The sequence below is a fragment of the Nocardia abscessus genome (assembly GCF_015477775.1).
In the GTDB taxonomy this organism is placed as follows: Bacteria; Actinomycetota; Actinomycetes; order Mycobacteriales; family Mycobacteriaceae; genus Nocardia; species Nocardia abscessus_A.
Genome location: NZ_JADLQO010000002.1, coordinates 571,859 through 585,939, shown reverse-complemented (window position 1 = coordinate 585,939; position 14,081 = coordinate 571,859). Strand labels below are relative to the sequence as shown.

Below are 14,081 nucleotides of genomic sequence, written 5' to 3'. Positions count from 1 at the left end.
GAAGAAGAAGACGACAACCCCTCTGCTCGACACCGGGCGGGGGGGTTCGTCACTCGAGCTGCGGGCGGACGCGGACAGCGGAGTGCGGCGCACCGTCCTGCCCGGCGGATTGCGCGTGGTCACCGAGTATCTGCCCGGCGTCCGCTCGGCGTCCATCGGCGTCTGGGTGGGGGTCGGTTCGCGCGACGAGGGCCCGACCGTCGCGGGCGCCGCGCACTTCCTGGAGCACCTGCTGTTCAAGGCGACGCCGACGCGGTCGGCCCTGGACATCGCCGAGGCGATGGACGCGGTCGGCGGCGAGCTCAACGCGTTCACCGCGAAGGAGCAGACCTGCTACTACGCGCACGTCCTGGACGAGGATCTGCCCCTGGCCGTCGACCTGGTCTCCGATGTGGTGCTCAACGGGTTGTGCCGGTCGTCGGATGTCGATGTGGAGCGGCAGGTGGTGCTCGAGGAGATCGCCATGCGCGACGACGACCCCGAGGACCTGGTCGGTGACTCGTTCCTGGCCGCGCTGTTCGGCGACCATCCGATCGGGCGCCCGGTGATCGGCTCCATCGAATCCATCGAAGGGATGCGGGCCGCGCAGCTGCGGTCGTTCCACCTGCGCCGCTACCGGCCGGACCGGATGGTGGTCGCCGTCGCGGGCAACGTGGAGCACGAGCACACCGTGGAATTGGTGCATCGTGCCTTCGAGAACCGGCTCGATCCGGCGGCGACGCCCGCGCCGCGGCGCGAGGGCCGGTTCCGGCCGAACGGCGCGCCGCAGCTGCAGTGGAGTCATCGCGACAGCGAGCAGGCGCACCTGGCTTTCGGCGTGCGCGCCTTCGGGCGGCACGAGGGAGAGCGGCGGTGGCCGTTGTCGGTGCTGAACACGGTGGTCGGCGGTGGGCTGAGTTCGCGTCTGTTCCAGCGCATCCGGGAAGAGCGCGGGCTGGCCTACTCGGTGTATTCCAGCGTCGACACCTTCGCCGACACCGGGGCGTTCTCGGTCTACATCGGCTGTCAGCCGGAGAACCTGGGCGAGGTGGCGACCCTGGCGGGCGGCGTACTGGAGGAAGTTGCCGCCGACGGCATCACCGACGCGGAGTGCGCACGGGCCAAGGGCTCGTTGCGCGGCGGGCTGGTGCTCGGCTTGGAGGACTCCGCCTCGCGCATGAACCGGCTGGGGCGCAGCGAACTCAGCTACGGCAATCACCGCAGCGTGTCGGAAACCCTGGCCCGCATCGACGCCGTCACCACCGATGAGGTATCCGCCATCGCGCGCACGCTGCTGGCACGGCCCTTCGCCGCGTCGGTCGCCGGACCCTACAAGCGCACCCGTGACCTGCCCGCCGCGGTACGGCGGCTGGTGCCGAGCTGATCCTCGCCGCGGGCGAGCCGCCCGCGGCTTGGCGGGGAATCCATCGGCGCGATATCGTTTCGGCCGCCCGGCCGTCGGTCCCGCCGGAGGGCGCTGAACTCGATTGTCCGGGTGTCGGATCCGGCGATCTCTGCCAAGGAGTCGAGATGAACCGAACGAATCGTGCCCTTCGCGTGCTGGGCGCGGTTTCGATGCCGATCCTCGTACTGTCCGGGTGTGGCGGAACGGACGCGGAGGCGAGCAAGGCGGGGGAGCCGAGCGCGGCCGCGCTGCGCGAGGAAGCCACGAAGATGACCAACGCGCTGGCCGCCCACGATTACGCCGCCGCCTACCAGTTCCGTTCCGCGCGTTGCAGGCTCACGTTGAACCAGGACGACTACGTGGCGTCGATGGCGCAGCTCTACGACGGCAGGGATCTGAAGTCCAAGCCGTCGAAGGTCACCGTGACCACGTCGGGATCGACGGGGACGGTCACGGTCGAGAACTTCGACGCCCGCGCGGCCGAGGACGACCGGAAGCCGGCGACCTGGACATTCGTCGACGGGCAGTGGCGCTTCGACAACTGCTGAGCGCGCATCCGCGCTGCCGCGTCATTCCCGCCGAGCGCGGTTGGCGGCCGCGATGATCGTCGGCACCAGCCCGGGCAGGGCGGATTCGAGGTCGTCGATGCGCAGGCGCTGGCAGGTGTGCCCGTCGATGACCAGGCGCTCGATGATTCCGGCGTCGCGCAGGATCTTGAAATGATGAGTGGCGGTCGATTTGTTGATCACCTCGTAGAGCGCGCCGCAGCGGACCGCCGTTCCCGCGTTGCCGAGCCGCCGCACCATCTCCAATCGCACCGGGTCCTGTAACGCGCTGAGCACCGCGGGGAGCGCGGCCACGGGGGGCGCCTGCTGCTCCGCGCCACGGACATCGGTCATGATCTGGATCACTCCCAGGTTTGATGATCGTCGTACCGGATGTATGGTCGACTCTGGTTCGATAGTCATCAAACTTACCCGATCGGAGTCCGATGGCAGCGACGATGGCGGTGCCCGTCGAGGAGCAGACCGCGCAGCGCTGGGCGTATGCCTTGGTGCTCGCGGCCAGTGGCGTAGCGCTCGGGGTCTCCGGCGTGCCCGCGCCGCTCTACGGCATCTACGAGAAGCAGTGGCATCTCTCGCCACTCACCACGACCATCGTGTTCGCCGTCTACGCGGTGGCCGCCCTGGGCGCGGTGCTGGTGTCCGGGCGGATTTCCGACGTGGTGGGCCGGAAACCGGTGCTGCTCGGCGCGTTCGCCACCATGGTCGCCGGGTTGGTGGTGTTCGTGCTCGCCGACAGTGTGTCCATGCTGTTGCTGGCGCGGGCGCTGCACGGCGTCGCGGTCGGCTCGACCGTGGTCGCGGGGGCCGCCGCGCTGCTGGATCTGCGCCCGCATCGCGGCGCGCGGTCCGGGCAGCTCAGCGGCGTCGCGTTCAATGTGGGGATGGCCGTGGCCATCCTGGGCTCGGCGCTGCTGGCGCAGTACGCGCCGCATCCGCTGCGCACCCCCTATGTCGTGATCACCGTCGTCTGCCTGGCGATCGGCGTCGGCGTGCTCGCGCTGCGCGAACCGCACTCCGCCCGGGTGGCCGGACGCATCCGGATCGCGAAACCCGCGGTGCCGCAGGAGATTCGCGCCGACTTTTGGTTCTCGGCCATCGGCGTGATGGCGGCCTGGTCGGTGCTGGGCGTGCTGCTGTCGCTGTATCCGTCGCTGGCCGCCCAGCAGACCGGCATCCACAATCTGGTCTTCGGCGGCGCCGTCGTCGCCTCGACGGCTTTGTCGGGCGCCACCGCGCAACTGTTCGCGACCGGTGTGCCCGCCCGGTGGGCCGCGATCCTCGGTGACACCGGCATGGCGCTGTCGCTGCTGCTGACCGTGCCCGCACTGGCCACGCACCACTGGATCGCGGTGCTCGCCGCGGGGGTCGCGCTCGGGGCGACCTTCGGACTCGGTTTCGGTGGTTCGCTGCGGCACCTGTCGGAGGTCGTGCCGCAGCACAAGCGCGGCGAGACGATGTCCGCGTACTACCTGCTGGCCTACTCGGCGATGGCGCTGCCCACCATCCTGGCCGGCTGGGCCGCCACCACCTGGGGCCTGAGCACCGTGTTCCCGTGGTTCGTCGCCGTCGTCGCCCTGGCCTGCCTGATCGCGGCCGGACTCGGCCTGCGCCGCAACCGGGCGGCGGTCAGGGCGGCATGAGCGGCGATTGGCTTTTTGCCGAGCGTGTCCGCTAATGTTCTGTGTCGCATCGCGGACGCCGTGATGCGAGTGCGGATGTAGCGCAGCTGGTAGCGCATCACCTTGCCAAGGTGAGGGTCGCGGGTTCGAATCCCGTCATCCGCTCCACGAAACTCCCCGGCCGTCTCTGCCGGAATCACCCCCCGTTGCTGCTGCGCGATCGCGATCGGTGTAGCAGCGCCGTGGTGAGCGCCGGATATCCGCACGAGCGCCGGGCGTCGGCATCGATCGTCACGCAGCGCTGACCATGGGGGAGGACGTCTTCTCCGGACCGGCCTCGGGATCGCCTTCTGATCGGCCCCTGGGTTCGCAGTCCGGCGAGGAGGGTGCTCATCCCGCCATCTAGCGTGTGGGAAGCCTTTCGGGCCGGTCATGCACGCCCTCGGCGCGACGATTCCTCTGACAACCCTCTGGCCTGCGGTGATACCTCGAATCCGGACCGTTCGTACGGTCATGTCGTGTTGTGGGCGGGTTACCTCTGGCGAGCACTTGCGTTGCACTCTCTGTAGTGCTATAAGAAATCTGTCTGGATCGACACAGGTTATCTCGATCCAGTGAGCTAGAACGGGTGAGTTGGAGGTGCGACCACCACCGACTTGCGCCTGGAGGGAGCAACCGCGCTGTGCCTTTCCGCGGAAGTGGTCACCTCACGTGGCCGGATTCCGGCGCACGGGTCGCATTCGCGCGAGCGCGAACCTTCGGGCGCGGCAGATCAACCGGAGATACGAGGAATGAGAAAGGCAGGTGATGCTCGGACCGATCCAACCGTCACGTCACTCTCTTCCGACGCGGGCCCGGCACCGACGTCCGGGCCCGCGGCTCCCGTATCCGCGACGGCCTGAACCAGGAGGACCACCGTGAACAACTCGACGATTCCCGCCGGTAGCACTGCCGATCACCGCGAACAGCGGTCACCTGTCGACCGCCGCGAGGACACCGGGATCGACGTCACGGCACTCACGCCCCTCGCCGAACGCATCCGGGACGCGTTCGACCATGCCGACCGAGTCGACCGGTTCGACCAAGCCGTCCTCACCCCGCTGCCCGACGACGAGTACCCGCTCGCCTACTGACCCGAATTCCGGCGCCACGCTCCCATGACGACCCCCACGCATTCCCCGATCCGATCGCGTGCGTTTCGCACGCACTGCGACACCCTCGTCCCCGCCACGGGGACCGAATGGCGGCACGGCACCGTCGCCTGGTTCAACACCGAAAAAGGTTTCGGCTACCTGGAACCCGACGACCGCACCAGCCCGGTGTTCGTCGACTTCCGCGCCATCGATATGCGCGGTTACAAAACCCTCGCTCCCGGCCAGACCGTCGTCTTCACCACCACCATCACCGACCGCGGCCCCGAAGCGGCGACCGTACGCCCCTACGCACCGCGTCCCTACCCGCCCGGTCGGCAGTCCGCCGAGCGACGGGCGGAGCTCCGGAGGTCCGGCCACCGTCCGCTGTGATCGGCGACCCGGCGCACGCGGGTTTTCGCGATCGATGTTTCGGCGCGGGCGGCCAGGGCATGTCCGCAGGTGGCGGGCTGTCGCGGTGCGGCCCGATCGGCTACTGCGCTACTCGATCCAGTCGTCCGCGACGAAACGGAGCCAGCAGTGAAGATCGCCATGGTGTCCGACCATGCCAGCCCGCTGGCCCAGCTCGGTGGTGTCGACGCCGGTGGCCAGAACGTTCACGTGGCCGAACTCTCGGCGGCGATAGCGCGGCGCGGGCACGACGTGACGGTCTACACCAGACACGACGGCTCCCGTACGGAGCGCGAAGTCACGACCGGCGCGGGCTACCGCGTCGTCCACGTCCCGGCCGGTCCGCCGGAACCTGTGCCGAAAGACGAGATCGTCCCTTTCCTGGGCGAGTTCGGCGCGTTCTTGCGAGACTGCTGGGCCGGTAGCCGGCCCGACTTGGTACACGCCCACTTCTGGATGTCGGGTGTGGCGTCCGAACCGGCGGCGCGGCAGCTGGGGATTCCGCTCGTGGTGACCTTTCATGCCCTCGGCTGCGTCAAACGGCGGTATCAGGGAACCGCCGACACCAGCCCGCCCGCACGGATCCGGACCGAGCGGATCATCGCCCACCGCGCCGCGCATGTGGTGGCGACCTGCTCGGAGGAGGTGGGTGAACTGTCCGGGATGGGTGTTCCCAGCGCCCGGATCTCGGTGGTGCCGTGCGGGGTGGATCTCGACCGCTTCACCCCGGACGGACCTGCCGATCGGCGCGGCCGGACGCATCGGCTGGTCTCGGTGGGACGGATGGTGCGGCGCAAGGGTTTCGACCTCGCGATCGCGGCTCTCGCCCAGCTGCCCGACACCGAGCTGGTCATCGCCGGGGGCGAGTCCGGCGACGACCCGGAGATCCGCCGCCTCGGCGGTGTCGCCGCCGAGCACGGCGTGGCCGAGCGGGTACGGCTGATCGGGCACGTCTCACGCACGGCGATGCCGGGACTGCTGCGCTCCGCCGACGTGGTGCTGTGCACGCCGTGGTACGAGCCCTTCGGCATCGTGCCGCTCGAGGCCATGGCGTGTGGCAAGCCGGTGGTCGCCACCGCGGTCGGCGGCCTGCTCGACACGGTCTGCGACGGAACGACCGGACGCCTGGTCGCGCCCGCCACGCCGGAGGCGGTGGCCGCGGCGGTCCGCCCGCTGCTCGCCGACCCGGTCCTGCGCGAGACCTGGGGGGCGGCGGGACTGCGCCGGGTCCGCCGTGGCTATTCCTGGGACCGGATCGGTGCCCGGACGCTCGGCGCCTACCAGGTCCTCACCTCCGATCGACTCGCCCGCGGCGCGACGGCCCCCGTCGTGCCGCCGGTGACGCCGAAAGGAGCGACGTGAACCGGCGACCGGCAGGGGAACTCGGCGCCGTGTCGCCCTCTGGCGAGCCGGTGGTCCGTCCGTCCATCGAGAGCTCTCGACCGTGACCGACGCCCGCGCCCGGCGCGCGACGGGGCGGCGGTTGAACGTGCTCGTCTGGCATGTGCACGGCTCCTGGACGACCTCGTTCGTCCAGGGCGGTCATCGCTATCTGATTCCGGCCGATGCCCGGCTCGGCACATGGGCCCGCGGGCGGTGCGGGCGCCCCTGGCCGGACGCGGCCGTCGAGGTGGCGCCGGACGCGCTCGCCGGCGAACCGATCGATGTGGTGGTGGCGCAGCGCCCGCGCGAACTGGATCTGATCGGGGAGTGGTCGCGGTGCAGGCCCGGCGTCGACGTGCCGGTGCTGTACGTCGAGCACAACACCCCTGACCAGCACGCGGCGCTGACCAGGCACCCGCTCGCGGACCGCCCCGATCTGACCCTGGTCCACGTGACGCACTTCAATCGGCTGATGTGGGACAGCGGCCGCACTCCGGTGACCGTGATTCCGCACGGCGTGCCGGACCCCGGCTACTCCTACACCGGTGAACTCCCGCGCGCCGCGACGGTCGTCGACGAACCGGTGCTGCGCTGGCGTGTCAACGGCACCGACCTGCTCGTTCCGCTGTCACGGGCCGCCCCGATCGACGTCTACGGCCTCGGCACCGAGAACGTGCACGAAGCGTTGCGCTGCTCGCCACGGCGGGTGCACGGCGCAGGCGAGCACACCCAGGATCGCCTGCACCGGCAACTGGCGCGGCGGCGCGTTTTCGTGCACACGCCGCGCTGGACTTCGCTCGGACTCTCGGTCCTGGAGGCGATGCATCTGGGCATGCCCGTCGTCGCCGTCGCCGCCACCGAGGCGCACGGGTCGATCCCGGCCGAGGCCGGTGTGGTCTCGGCCGACCCTGATGTACTCACCCAGGCCGTCCGGCACTTCTTGGGCGATCGGACGGCCGCCGAGGTGGCGGGAAAAGCCGCCCGGCATTGGGCACTGACGCGTTTCGGCATCCACGACTTCGTGCGGCGATGGGACGACCTGCTGGTCGACGCGGTCGCGACGGGGCCGGGCGGGTCCGGATGAGCGGGCGGGTCGCCACCGCCCGCCCGGAGCGGCAGTGATGGCAGCGGGCGATCCGCTCGTCGTGATCGGCGACGCGCTGCTCGACATCGACGTCGACGGCCGCGCCGACCGGTGCAGCCCGGAAGCCGCGGCTCCGGTCGTCGACGTCGCCAACCGGACGTTCCGGCCGGGTGGCGCCGCCTTGGCGGCCCGGCTCGCCGCGGCCGACCACCGGGAAGTGGTGCTCATCGCGGGTTTCGCCACGGACGAGGCGGCCGCGCGGCTGCGCGGGCTGCTGGATCGGCACGTGCGGGTCATCGCCCTGCCCCTGCGCGGTTCGACCGTCTGCAAGCAACGGGTGCGAGCGGTCGGGCCGTGGGCGAGCCCGAACGGGCACACCAAGGCCAGGCAGCTCGCGCGGCCCGTCCTGATCACCAGAATGGATTCCGGCACCGGACGAGTCGGCGCGGACCCGCTGCCCGAGGAGGCGCATGCCGTGGTCGCATCGGCGCACGCCGTTCTGGTCTCGGACTACGGCCGCGGTATCGCGGCCCACCCGCAGATCCGCACGCTGCTGCGCGCCCAGGCCGCCCACGTCCCGGTCGTCTGGGACCCCCATCCGCACGGGCCCGTCCCGATTCCGGGCGCGGCTCTGGTCACCCCCAATCGCGCGGAAGCGCTCGATCGGCTGTCCGGCCGGCTCGACGAGGGACCGGATCTGTGGAAGCTCGCCAGAGGGTGGGCCGTGGAGGCGATCGCGGTGACCCTCGGATCGGAGGGCGCCCTCGTCTGCCTGCGTGCGTCCGGGAAACGCCTGCGCGTCCCGCTCCCTGCCGCGGTGAAAGCACCCCATGGCTGTGACACCTGCGGCGCGGGAGACAGTTTTGCCGCCGCCGCGGCAGCCCATCTCGGCGCGGGCCGCACACCGGAGAGCGCGGTGCGCCGTGCGGTGATCGCGGCGGCCGAGTTCGTCGGCTCCGGCGCCGCCGCCGCGTTCTCGGAATCCGAGTCGGCCCTCGGATCCGGAGCAGTCGGCAACTGGGACAGCCGGTGGGTGTGATCTCCGCGCCCGGGGCCTGCTGATCGGCGGGCCCGCCGGGTGCCGCAAACGCGGCGGAGCGGCAGGCGATGGCCCCGTCCGCGTGGACGCGACGCCGCCTGCGCGAGCCTCGAACAGAAGGCCACAGACGGCGACCTCACCATCCGTCGCGGCGACATCGACTGTGGGACAGGCGATCACACGCGCGGCGGAATCAAAGGTCGGCAATGCCGTTCGGCGCCGTCGCGGGGTCCGGCCTGCCCGATCCGAACACAGATGACATACTGGGTCGGCAAATCACCGGCTGCCGACACGATGTGTCCGTGCGCCGGCCGTTGAGTCAACAGCGGATATTTCGGCCGAACGCGTCCATGGCCGTGCGCTTCCCCGCGAGGGATGGCGCCGGTCCGCGGGCTCACGCGGCCACCAGCCCCTTGTGTTTCGGAGAGGCATCGCATTCATGACTCAGCACACCCAGCCGTGCACGTCACCTACGACCGTCACCGGCTCGTCGCCTGTCGAGCAGCCGTCCGTCGGCAGTTTCCGGTTCTGGTTCGCCACACGCCGCTGGGAGTGGTCCGCGGAGGTGTACCGCATGCACGGCTACCGGCCGGGCGAGATCGAACCGACGACGCAACTGCTGCTCGCGCACAAACATCCCGACGACCGCACGCACGTCGCCGAGACCATCACGCGCGCCATCGACCACGGCGAGCCCTTCTCCAGCCGCCATCGCTTCATCGACCTGTCCGGCCAGGAACACACCGTGCTCGTCGTCGCCGACCGCATCCTGGACGACACCGGCACCGCTGTCGGTACTTCCGGCTTCTACGTCGATCTCTCCGGCACCCTGGAGGAGGCCCACCAGGCCATGCTCGCCGCGACCCTGCCCGGTCTCTACGAGAACCGCGCGGTGATCGAGCAGGCGAAGGGGGTGCTCATGAACATCTACCAGATCAGCGCCGATCAAGCGTTCCAGGTGCTGCGCTGGCGGTCCCAGGAGACCAACACCAAGCTGCGCGCGCTGGCCCAGCAGTTGATCACCGAACTGCCCCTCGTGCCGCCGCCACCGCCGGACGTGGTCGCCGCGTTCGACCACATTCTGCTCACGGTCCATCTGCGCATACCCCGCGATTGACCGCGAGGAGATTTCGTTTTTCGGACCGCCGCCCCCGGATGACTTCGCCTGCCGCGCTGACACCGGCCGCGAACGCTGAGAGGCTTGGAGGCGCGTCTTGTGCCCGAACCCCGCCGCCGGAGGTGCGCATGTCATGTCAGTACGGCGTGGAGGCCATCCGGACGAACGACGGCCTTGTTCTGCTCACGTACGGTGAATTGGACGCGGCGAACGCCGACGGCTGGTTCGCGGCGATGGCTCGGGCTGTCGAAAACCACTGCGGCACAACGACGATGTCGTCGGTCATCGTCGACCTCTGCCGGGTGCGTTTCCTGTCCTGTGCGGGCGTGCGGGCGGTATTGCGGCTGGCGGAACGCGGTGCCCGAGGAGACGTCGCCGTTCGCATCACCGTGCCGGACGACGGTCCGGTGCCGCGAATCGTGGACGTGCTGGCAGTGCGGCAGAAGGTGCCGGTCGTCGTATGCCGTGTGCCCGCGCCGCATGCCGCCGAGCCGCCGCGTGAGTGCCGCTCACCCGGGGCCCTGCGGCCGAACGACGCACTCGGACGGACCAAAGGTGGTCCGGGAAACAACGCGCAGCCGCCGCGCACGCGGATCATCGACCGCACTCCTCCGGTGGCGGGCCTCAGCCGCGGCGACGTCGAGCCGAGATGAGCTGCGTCGCGAACGAACGTCCACACCGTCGGCCGTCCACTATACGAACAAACCTGCCTGCCATCGCTTGACATCGTCGTCGGGCGGTACTCGGCGATCGTCGCATCGTTCACCCTCTCGTGAGCGTGTCGACCGGCAGGTGAAGGCGAATCGAGGAAGCTCATGGCATTGGCGACCACGAAGCAGAGGACCGCCGTTCCGCGCCGGACGCGCCGCGGAACCGACAGCTACGACGGCATCGAACCGTGGCTCGAGAAGTTGGGCGGGATGACCGACGACGACCCCGAACGCCCTCGGTTGCGGGAAGAGATCGTGCGCCGGTGCTTGCCACTGGCCGACCACATCGCCCGCCGTTTCGTCGGCCGGGGGGAGAGCTATGACGACCTGTACCAGATCGCCTCGGTGGGTTTGGTACTCGCGGTCGACCGCTTCGACCCGGCTCGTGGGCCGTCGTTCCTGTCGTTCGCGGTCCCGACGATCATGGGCGAAGTGCGCCGCCACTTCCGCGACCACAGCTGGGCCGTGCGGGTGCCGCGCCGGACCAAGGAGATCCAGTTGACCATCGGCCCCGCCGTGGAAAAGCTCTGCCAGCGCCTGGAGCGGATGCCCACCGCCTTGGAGATCGCCGTGGAACTGAACGTCGATCTACTGGAGGTCACGCAGGCGCTGCTGGCGGGCAACGCCTACTCCACCAACTCGATCGACGCCGTCGTCGAGGACGACGAGACCGGCGGCACGTCGGTCCGGGTCGCCGAGACCTTCGGCGAAGAGGACCCCTCCTACGAACTGACCGAGGAGGCACTGGCGGTCGCGCCCTTGCTGGCCGAACTGCCCGAGCGGGAGCGGCGGGTGCTGCGCATGCGCTTCTTCGAAGGGCGCACGCAAGCGCAGATCGCCGAAGTGCTCGGGGTGTCCCAGATGCACGTCTCCCGGGTGCTGTCGCGGACCATCGCCGACCTTCGGGAGCGCGCCATGCGCGACTGATCGCGGCACCGAATGCCCGGCGGTGCGCGCGGCCGACCGCACGCAGGCCGCGCTGGATCAGTCGTTGAGCGTCGTCAACGGGGACCGGCCGTACGCTTCGCGGTAGGTGGTCGCGAATCGTCCGGGGTGGCCGAAGCCCCACGCGGCGGCGATCGAGGTCACCGTGTGACCGTCCTCGGGCGAGCAGTCGCGCAGTTGTTCGTGCGCACCGCGCAGGCGAAGCCGCCGCAGATACGCCATGGGCGTGGTGTCGAGGTGACGCCGGAACGCCAATTGCAGTGCGCGGACGGTCACGTACGCGGCCGCGGCGATGTCGGTGACGGCGATGTCGTCGCGGACATGGGACTCGAGATACGCCAGCGCACGCCGCACCGTGTCGGGATGGGCATCGTTGCGGTCGCTCGCCGTCGGATCGGTGTGGGCGGTGCTGGGCAGGGCGTGCAGCACGCTGGCGGCCAGGTACTGCGCGGCGGTGGAGGTGATCAGCGGTTGCTCGCGCGCGGTGGGGTCGGCGGCGAGGTCGCGCATGTGTTCCAGCACCCGGGACAGGTGCCCGGCGGCCGCGGGGGAGACCGGCCGGTGGCCCGTCAGCCGGACCGGTTCGAAATCGTGATCGGGGCTCGTGGCCGCCACTCGGGTGAGCAGAGCCGGGTCGAACATTGTGATGCTGTAGTGGGCGCGGTGGATCACCCCCGAATACGGCAGGTCCGGCGGAGTGAGCAGTCCGACCTCCCCGGGATGGAAGTAGTCGGTGCCGATGTCGCGGTAGTGCTCTTCGATCGTGCCCGACTTCACTCGGCACAGGCATATCTTGCCCAACGGCTGCGCGTCATAGCTCATGTCGAAGTCCAGCTCGAGATCGTCGAGGCTGACCGGACCGAGTATGTCCCGGGTGACGCTCGTCCGGACCGGTGTCCCGGCGCTGTTGCCGATCCGCATGGTCGTGTAGTTGAGATTGAGGAATTCTTCGGTGTCACTCAAGCTGTCGCTGCGAAAGGCGAACGACTCCATCGGCGCGACACTCCTGCTCTTTCGGATACGGCATCCCGCCCAGCACGTCGTAGGGGTGATAGGGGTGTCTGCCGAGCGGCTGTGCTCAGCGTTCGGACTGGTCACGACCGAAGCAGGTGCCGACGCGGTCGGTACAATACGAGGCAGCGGCGACCTGGAATCCCCGACACATCGTCCTCTTGAGTACCCGCTTCTCTCGAGTTCAATCTCAGGACTCTGCATTTCACCGCGGTATCCGATCGAGGCGAGCGGGTTTTCCGGGTTCACGACCGGCCGCCGGGGTCTCGCGGTGTTTCGTCCTCGCTCGAGCGGCCACCCTGATCAGGAGGGGCGGATCGCCGCCCTTCCCATCGAAGCCGTTCGAGAACGTGACGAGGGAGGTCTCATGGCATTGCAGGACACGATCGCGCAACTGCGGCAGGACATCACCACCGCCGAGGACGCGGGCGACGAGACGACCGCCGAGCGCTTGCGCGGTGAACTCGCCGAAGCGATCCGCGCAGCCGATCAGAGCACCGAAGCGGATCGACGGTGACGAATCGGCGGCGCGAAGGTCGGCGATCATCCGTGTCGCCGACCTACGCGTCCGTCGACCCGCGCTCTCCCTGACTTCGAGCCCGACGGCTTCGCCGAGTCGCGCCGGTGGTTGTTCCGTGCGCTCGGCTCCGCGCTGTCTATCGGGATCGGTTGCTGCGCTTGGTTATTCGTCGGGGTCGTCGCGCGGAGGTAGGTAAGGTTCGGCATCCTCGGGGTGGCCGTGGGCGATGCTGCGCGCTCGCGCGAGTTCGGCATCCACTTCCGCGCCCAGCAGCACCGCGATATTCGAGATCCACAGCCACACGAGGAAGACGACGACGCCGCCGAGGGAGCCGTACACCCGGTTGTAGGAGCCGAAGTGGCTTACGTAGAACGCGAAGCCCCAGGAAGCGGCCGCCCAGACCAGGACGGCCAGCGCGCTACCCGGCGTCAGCCAGCGGAATCCCGGCTGCCGTACGTTCGGAGCCGCCCAGTACAGCAGGGCGAAGACCAGGCTGATCAGCGCCATCATCACCGGCCACTTGACGATGCCCCAGACCGTGATCGCGAGCTGCCCGAGCCCGAGCCACCGGCCTACGTGGTCGGCCAGCGAACCGCTGATCACCACGCCGACCGTGCAGACGCCCAGCAGGGCGACCACCGCGGCGGTCAGGGCCACCCGCACCGGCACGGTCTTCCAGGGCGGCCGCCCTTCCTCGATGTCGTAGATGGCGTTGCTCGCGCGCATGAACGCGCCGATGTAGGCCGACGCGGTCCACAACGCGGAGGCCAACCCGAGCAACGCCAGTGGGCCGGCCGGGGCTTGCGCTTCGTGTATGTCGTTCACCGCGTCGACGAGCAGGTCCGTCCCGCTGCCCGGCCCGATCCCGCGGATGGTGTCGACCAGCGCGCCGGTGTCGTCGCGCCCCAGCATGCCCAACCCGGCGGTGAGCACGATCAGCCCCGGAAACAGCGACAGCACACTGTAGTACGTCAGGGACGCGGCCCAGTCGCTGAGATTGTCCTCCTGGAATTCGCGGACCGATCGCTTCACCACGCCCCACCACGACCGGCCCGGCAGATCCGCCGGTCCGCGCAGCCGCCGTCGCGCCACGAATTTCCTCTGTGCATTCTGCGCCACGCTCACACCTCCCGCTCGGGCCGGATACCCGGCGTACCGGCCG

At 69.7% G+C, this 14,081-nt stretch carries 15 protein-coding genes and 1 tRNA gene; 13 read left to right on the top strand and 3 right to left on the bottom strand.

What is annotated here, in order from left to right:
- The first annotated feature begins 22 nt into the window (after positions 1-22).
- Positions 23-1,363 carry a M16 family metallopeptidase gene (locus IU450_RS08375; RefSeq protein WP_195149588.1) on the top strand — a complete coding sequence of 447 codons (1,341 nt, stop codon included), beginning with the start codon at positions 23-25 and terminating at the stop codon, positions 1,361-1,363.
- 146 nt (positions 1,364-1,509) lie between these two features.
- A complete protein-coding gene (locus tag IU450_RS08370) occupies positions 1,510-1,932 on the top strand; it encodes a hypothetical protein (protein WP_195149176.1) in 423 nt (140 codons plus the stop codon).
- Between the two features lie 21 nt (positions 1,933-1,953).
- Here the strand turns inward: IU450_RS08370 and IU450_RS08365 are convergent, their stop codons facing one another.
- Complete coding sequence (locus IU450_RS08365) at positions 1,954-2,283, bottom strand: ArsR/SmtB family transcription factor (protein ID WP_195149175.1); 330 nt, start codon at positions 2,281-2,283, stop codon at positions 1,954-1,956.
- 92 nt (positions 2,284-2,375) lie between these two features.
- Between IU450_RS08365 and IU450_RS08360 the strand changes: the two genes are divergently transcribed.
- The 10 genes from IU450_RS08360 to IU450_RS08315 all read left to right on the top strand — a co-directional run bounded on the left by IU450_RS08360 (position 2,376) and on the right by IU450_RS08315 (position 11,370).
- The gene (locus IU450_RS08360) at positions 2,376-3,590 is read left to right on the top strand and encodes an MFS transporter (protein WP_195149174.1); all 1,215 of its coding nucleotides are present in this window, start codon (positions 2,376-2,378) and stop codon (positions 3,588-3,590) included.
- 71 nt (positions 3,591-3,661) lie between these two features.
- Positions 3,662-3,737, top strand: a tRNA-Gly gene (locus tag IU450_RS08355).
- 749 nt (positions 3,738-4,486) lie between these two features.
- Positions 4,487-4,702 carry a hypothetical protein gene (locus IU450_RS08350; RefSeq protein WP_195149173.1) on the top strand — a complete coding sequence of 72 codons (216 nt, stop codon included), beginning with the start codon at positions 4,487-4,489 and terminating at the stop codon, positions 4,700-4,702.
- A gap of 24 nt (positions 4,703-4,726) precedes the next feature.
- Entirely contained in the window at positions 4,727-5,092 is a 366-nt protein-coding gene (locus tag IU450_RS41275; RefSeq protein WP_195149172.1) for a cold shock domain-containing protein, read from the top strand.
- A 147-nt stretch (positions 5,093-5,239) separates the two neighbouring features.
- Entirely contained in the window at positions 5,240-6,472 is a 1,233-nt protein-coding gene (locus IU450_RS08340) for a glycosyltransferase (protein WP_195149171.1), read from the top strand.
- Between the two features lie 142 nt (positions 6,473-6,614).
- Positions 6,615-7,577: a glycosyltransferase gene (locus IU450_RS08335; RefSeq protein ID WP_324197618.1), complete on the top strand. Its 963-nt coding sequence runs from the start codon at positions 6,615-6,617 to the stop codon at positions 7,575-7,577.
- A gap of 37 nt (positions 7,578-7,614) precedes the next feature.
- A complete protein-coding gene (locus IU450_RS08330; protein ID WP_195149170.1) occupies positions 7,615-8,616 on the top strand; it encodes a PfkB family carbohydrate kinase in 1,002 nt (333 codons plus the stop codon).
- Between the two features lie 439 nt (positions 8,617-9,055).
- Complete coding sequence (locus IU450_RS08325) at positions 9,056-9,733, top strand: PAS and ANTAR domain-containing protein (protein ID WP_195149169.1); 678 nt, start codon at positions 9,056-9,058, stop codon at positions 9,731-9,733.
- Between the two features lie 128 nt (positions 9,734-9,861).
- A complete protein-coding gene (locus IU450_RS08320) occupies positions 9,862-10,386 on the top strand; it encodes an STAS domain-containing protein (protein WP_195149168.1) in 525 nt (174 codons plus the stop codon).
- A gap of 162 nt (positions 10,387-10,548) precedes the next feature.
- Positions 10,549-11,370: an RNA polymerase sigma factor SigF gene (locus IU450_RS08315; protein ID WP_195149167.1), complete on the top strand. Its 822-nt coding sequence runs from the start codon at positions 10,549-10,551 to the stop codon at positions 11,368-11,370.
- A gap of 57 nt (positions 11,371-11,427) precedes the next feature.
- Here the strand turns inward: IU450_RS08315 and IU450_RS08310 are convergent, their stop codons facing one another.
- The gene (locus IU450_RS08310; protein WP_195149166.1) at positions 11,428-12,381 is read right to left on the bottom strand and encodes a helix-turn-helix transcriptional regulator; all 954 of its coding nucleotides are present in this window, start codon (positions 12,379-12,381) and stop codon (positions 11,428-11,430) included.
- Positions 12,382-12,766: 385 nt separating this feature from the next.
- Here IU450_RS08310 and IU450_RS08305 point away from each other — a divergent pair, with 385 nt between their 5' ends.
- On the top strand, positions 12,767-12,916 hold the full coding sequence (locus tag IU450_RS08305) for a hypothetical protein (RefSeq protein WP_195149165.1): 150 nt from the start codon (positions 12,767-12,769) through the stop codon (positions 12,914-12,916).
- Between the two features lie 165 nt (positions 12,917-13,081).
- Here the strand turns inward: IU450_RS08305 and IU450_RS08300 are convergent, their stop codons facing one another.
- Positions 13,082-14,038 carry a YihY/virulence factor BrkB family protein gene (locus IU450_RS08300; protein WP_195149164.1) on the bottom strand — a complete coding sequence of 319 codons (957 nt, stop codon included), beginning with the start codon at positions 14,036-14,038 and terminating at the stop codon, positions 13,082-13,084.
- Between the last annotated feature and the right edge of the window lie 43 nt (positions 14,039-14,081).

Bases quoted from the DNA above. Each gene is read 5' to 3' on its own strand.
- IU450_RS08330 (WP_195149170.1), top strand. From the start codon at position 7,615: ATGGCAGCGGGCGATCCGCTCGTCGTGATCGGCGACGCGCTGCTCGAC.
- IU450_RS08305 (WP_195149165.1), top strand. From the start codon at position 12,767: ATGGCATTGCAGGACACGATCGCGCAACTGCGGCAGGACATCACCACC.
- IU450_RS08310 (WP_195149166.1), bottom strand. From the start codon at position 12,381: ATGGAGTCGTTCGCCTTTCGCAGCGACAGCTTGAGTGACACCGAAGAA.
- IU450_RS08370 (WP_195149176.1), top strand. From the start codon at position 1,510: ATGAACCGAACGAATCGTGCCCTTCGCGTGCTGGGCGCGGTTTCGATG.
- IU450_RS08325 (WP_195149169.1), top strand. From the start codon at position 9,056: ATGACTCAGCACACCCAGCCGTGCACGTCACCTACGACCGTCACCGGC.
- IU450_RS41275 (WP_195149172.1), top strand. From the start codon at position 4,727: ATGACGACCCCCACGCATTCCCCGATCCGATCGCGTGCGTTTCGCACG.
- IU450_RS08365 (WP_195149175.1), bottom strand. From the start codon at position 2,283: ATGACCGATGTCCGTGGCGCGGAGCAGCAGGCGCCCCCCGTGGCCGCG.
- IU450_RS08315 (WP_195149167.1), top strand. From the start codon at position 10,549: ATGGCATTGGCGACCACGAAGCAGAGGACCGCCGTTCCGCGCCGGACG.
- IU450_RS08320 (WP_195149168.1), top strand. From the start codon at position 9,862: ATGTCATGTCAGTACGGCGTGGAGGCCATCCGGACGAACGACGGCCTT.
- IU450_RS08360 (WP_195149174.1), top strand. From the start codon at position 2,376: ATGGCAGCGACGATGGCGGTGCCCGTCGAGGAGCAGACCGCGCAGCGC.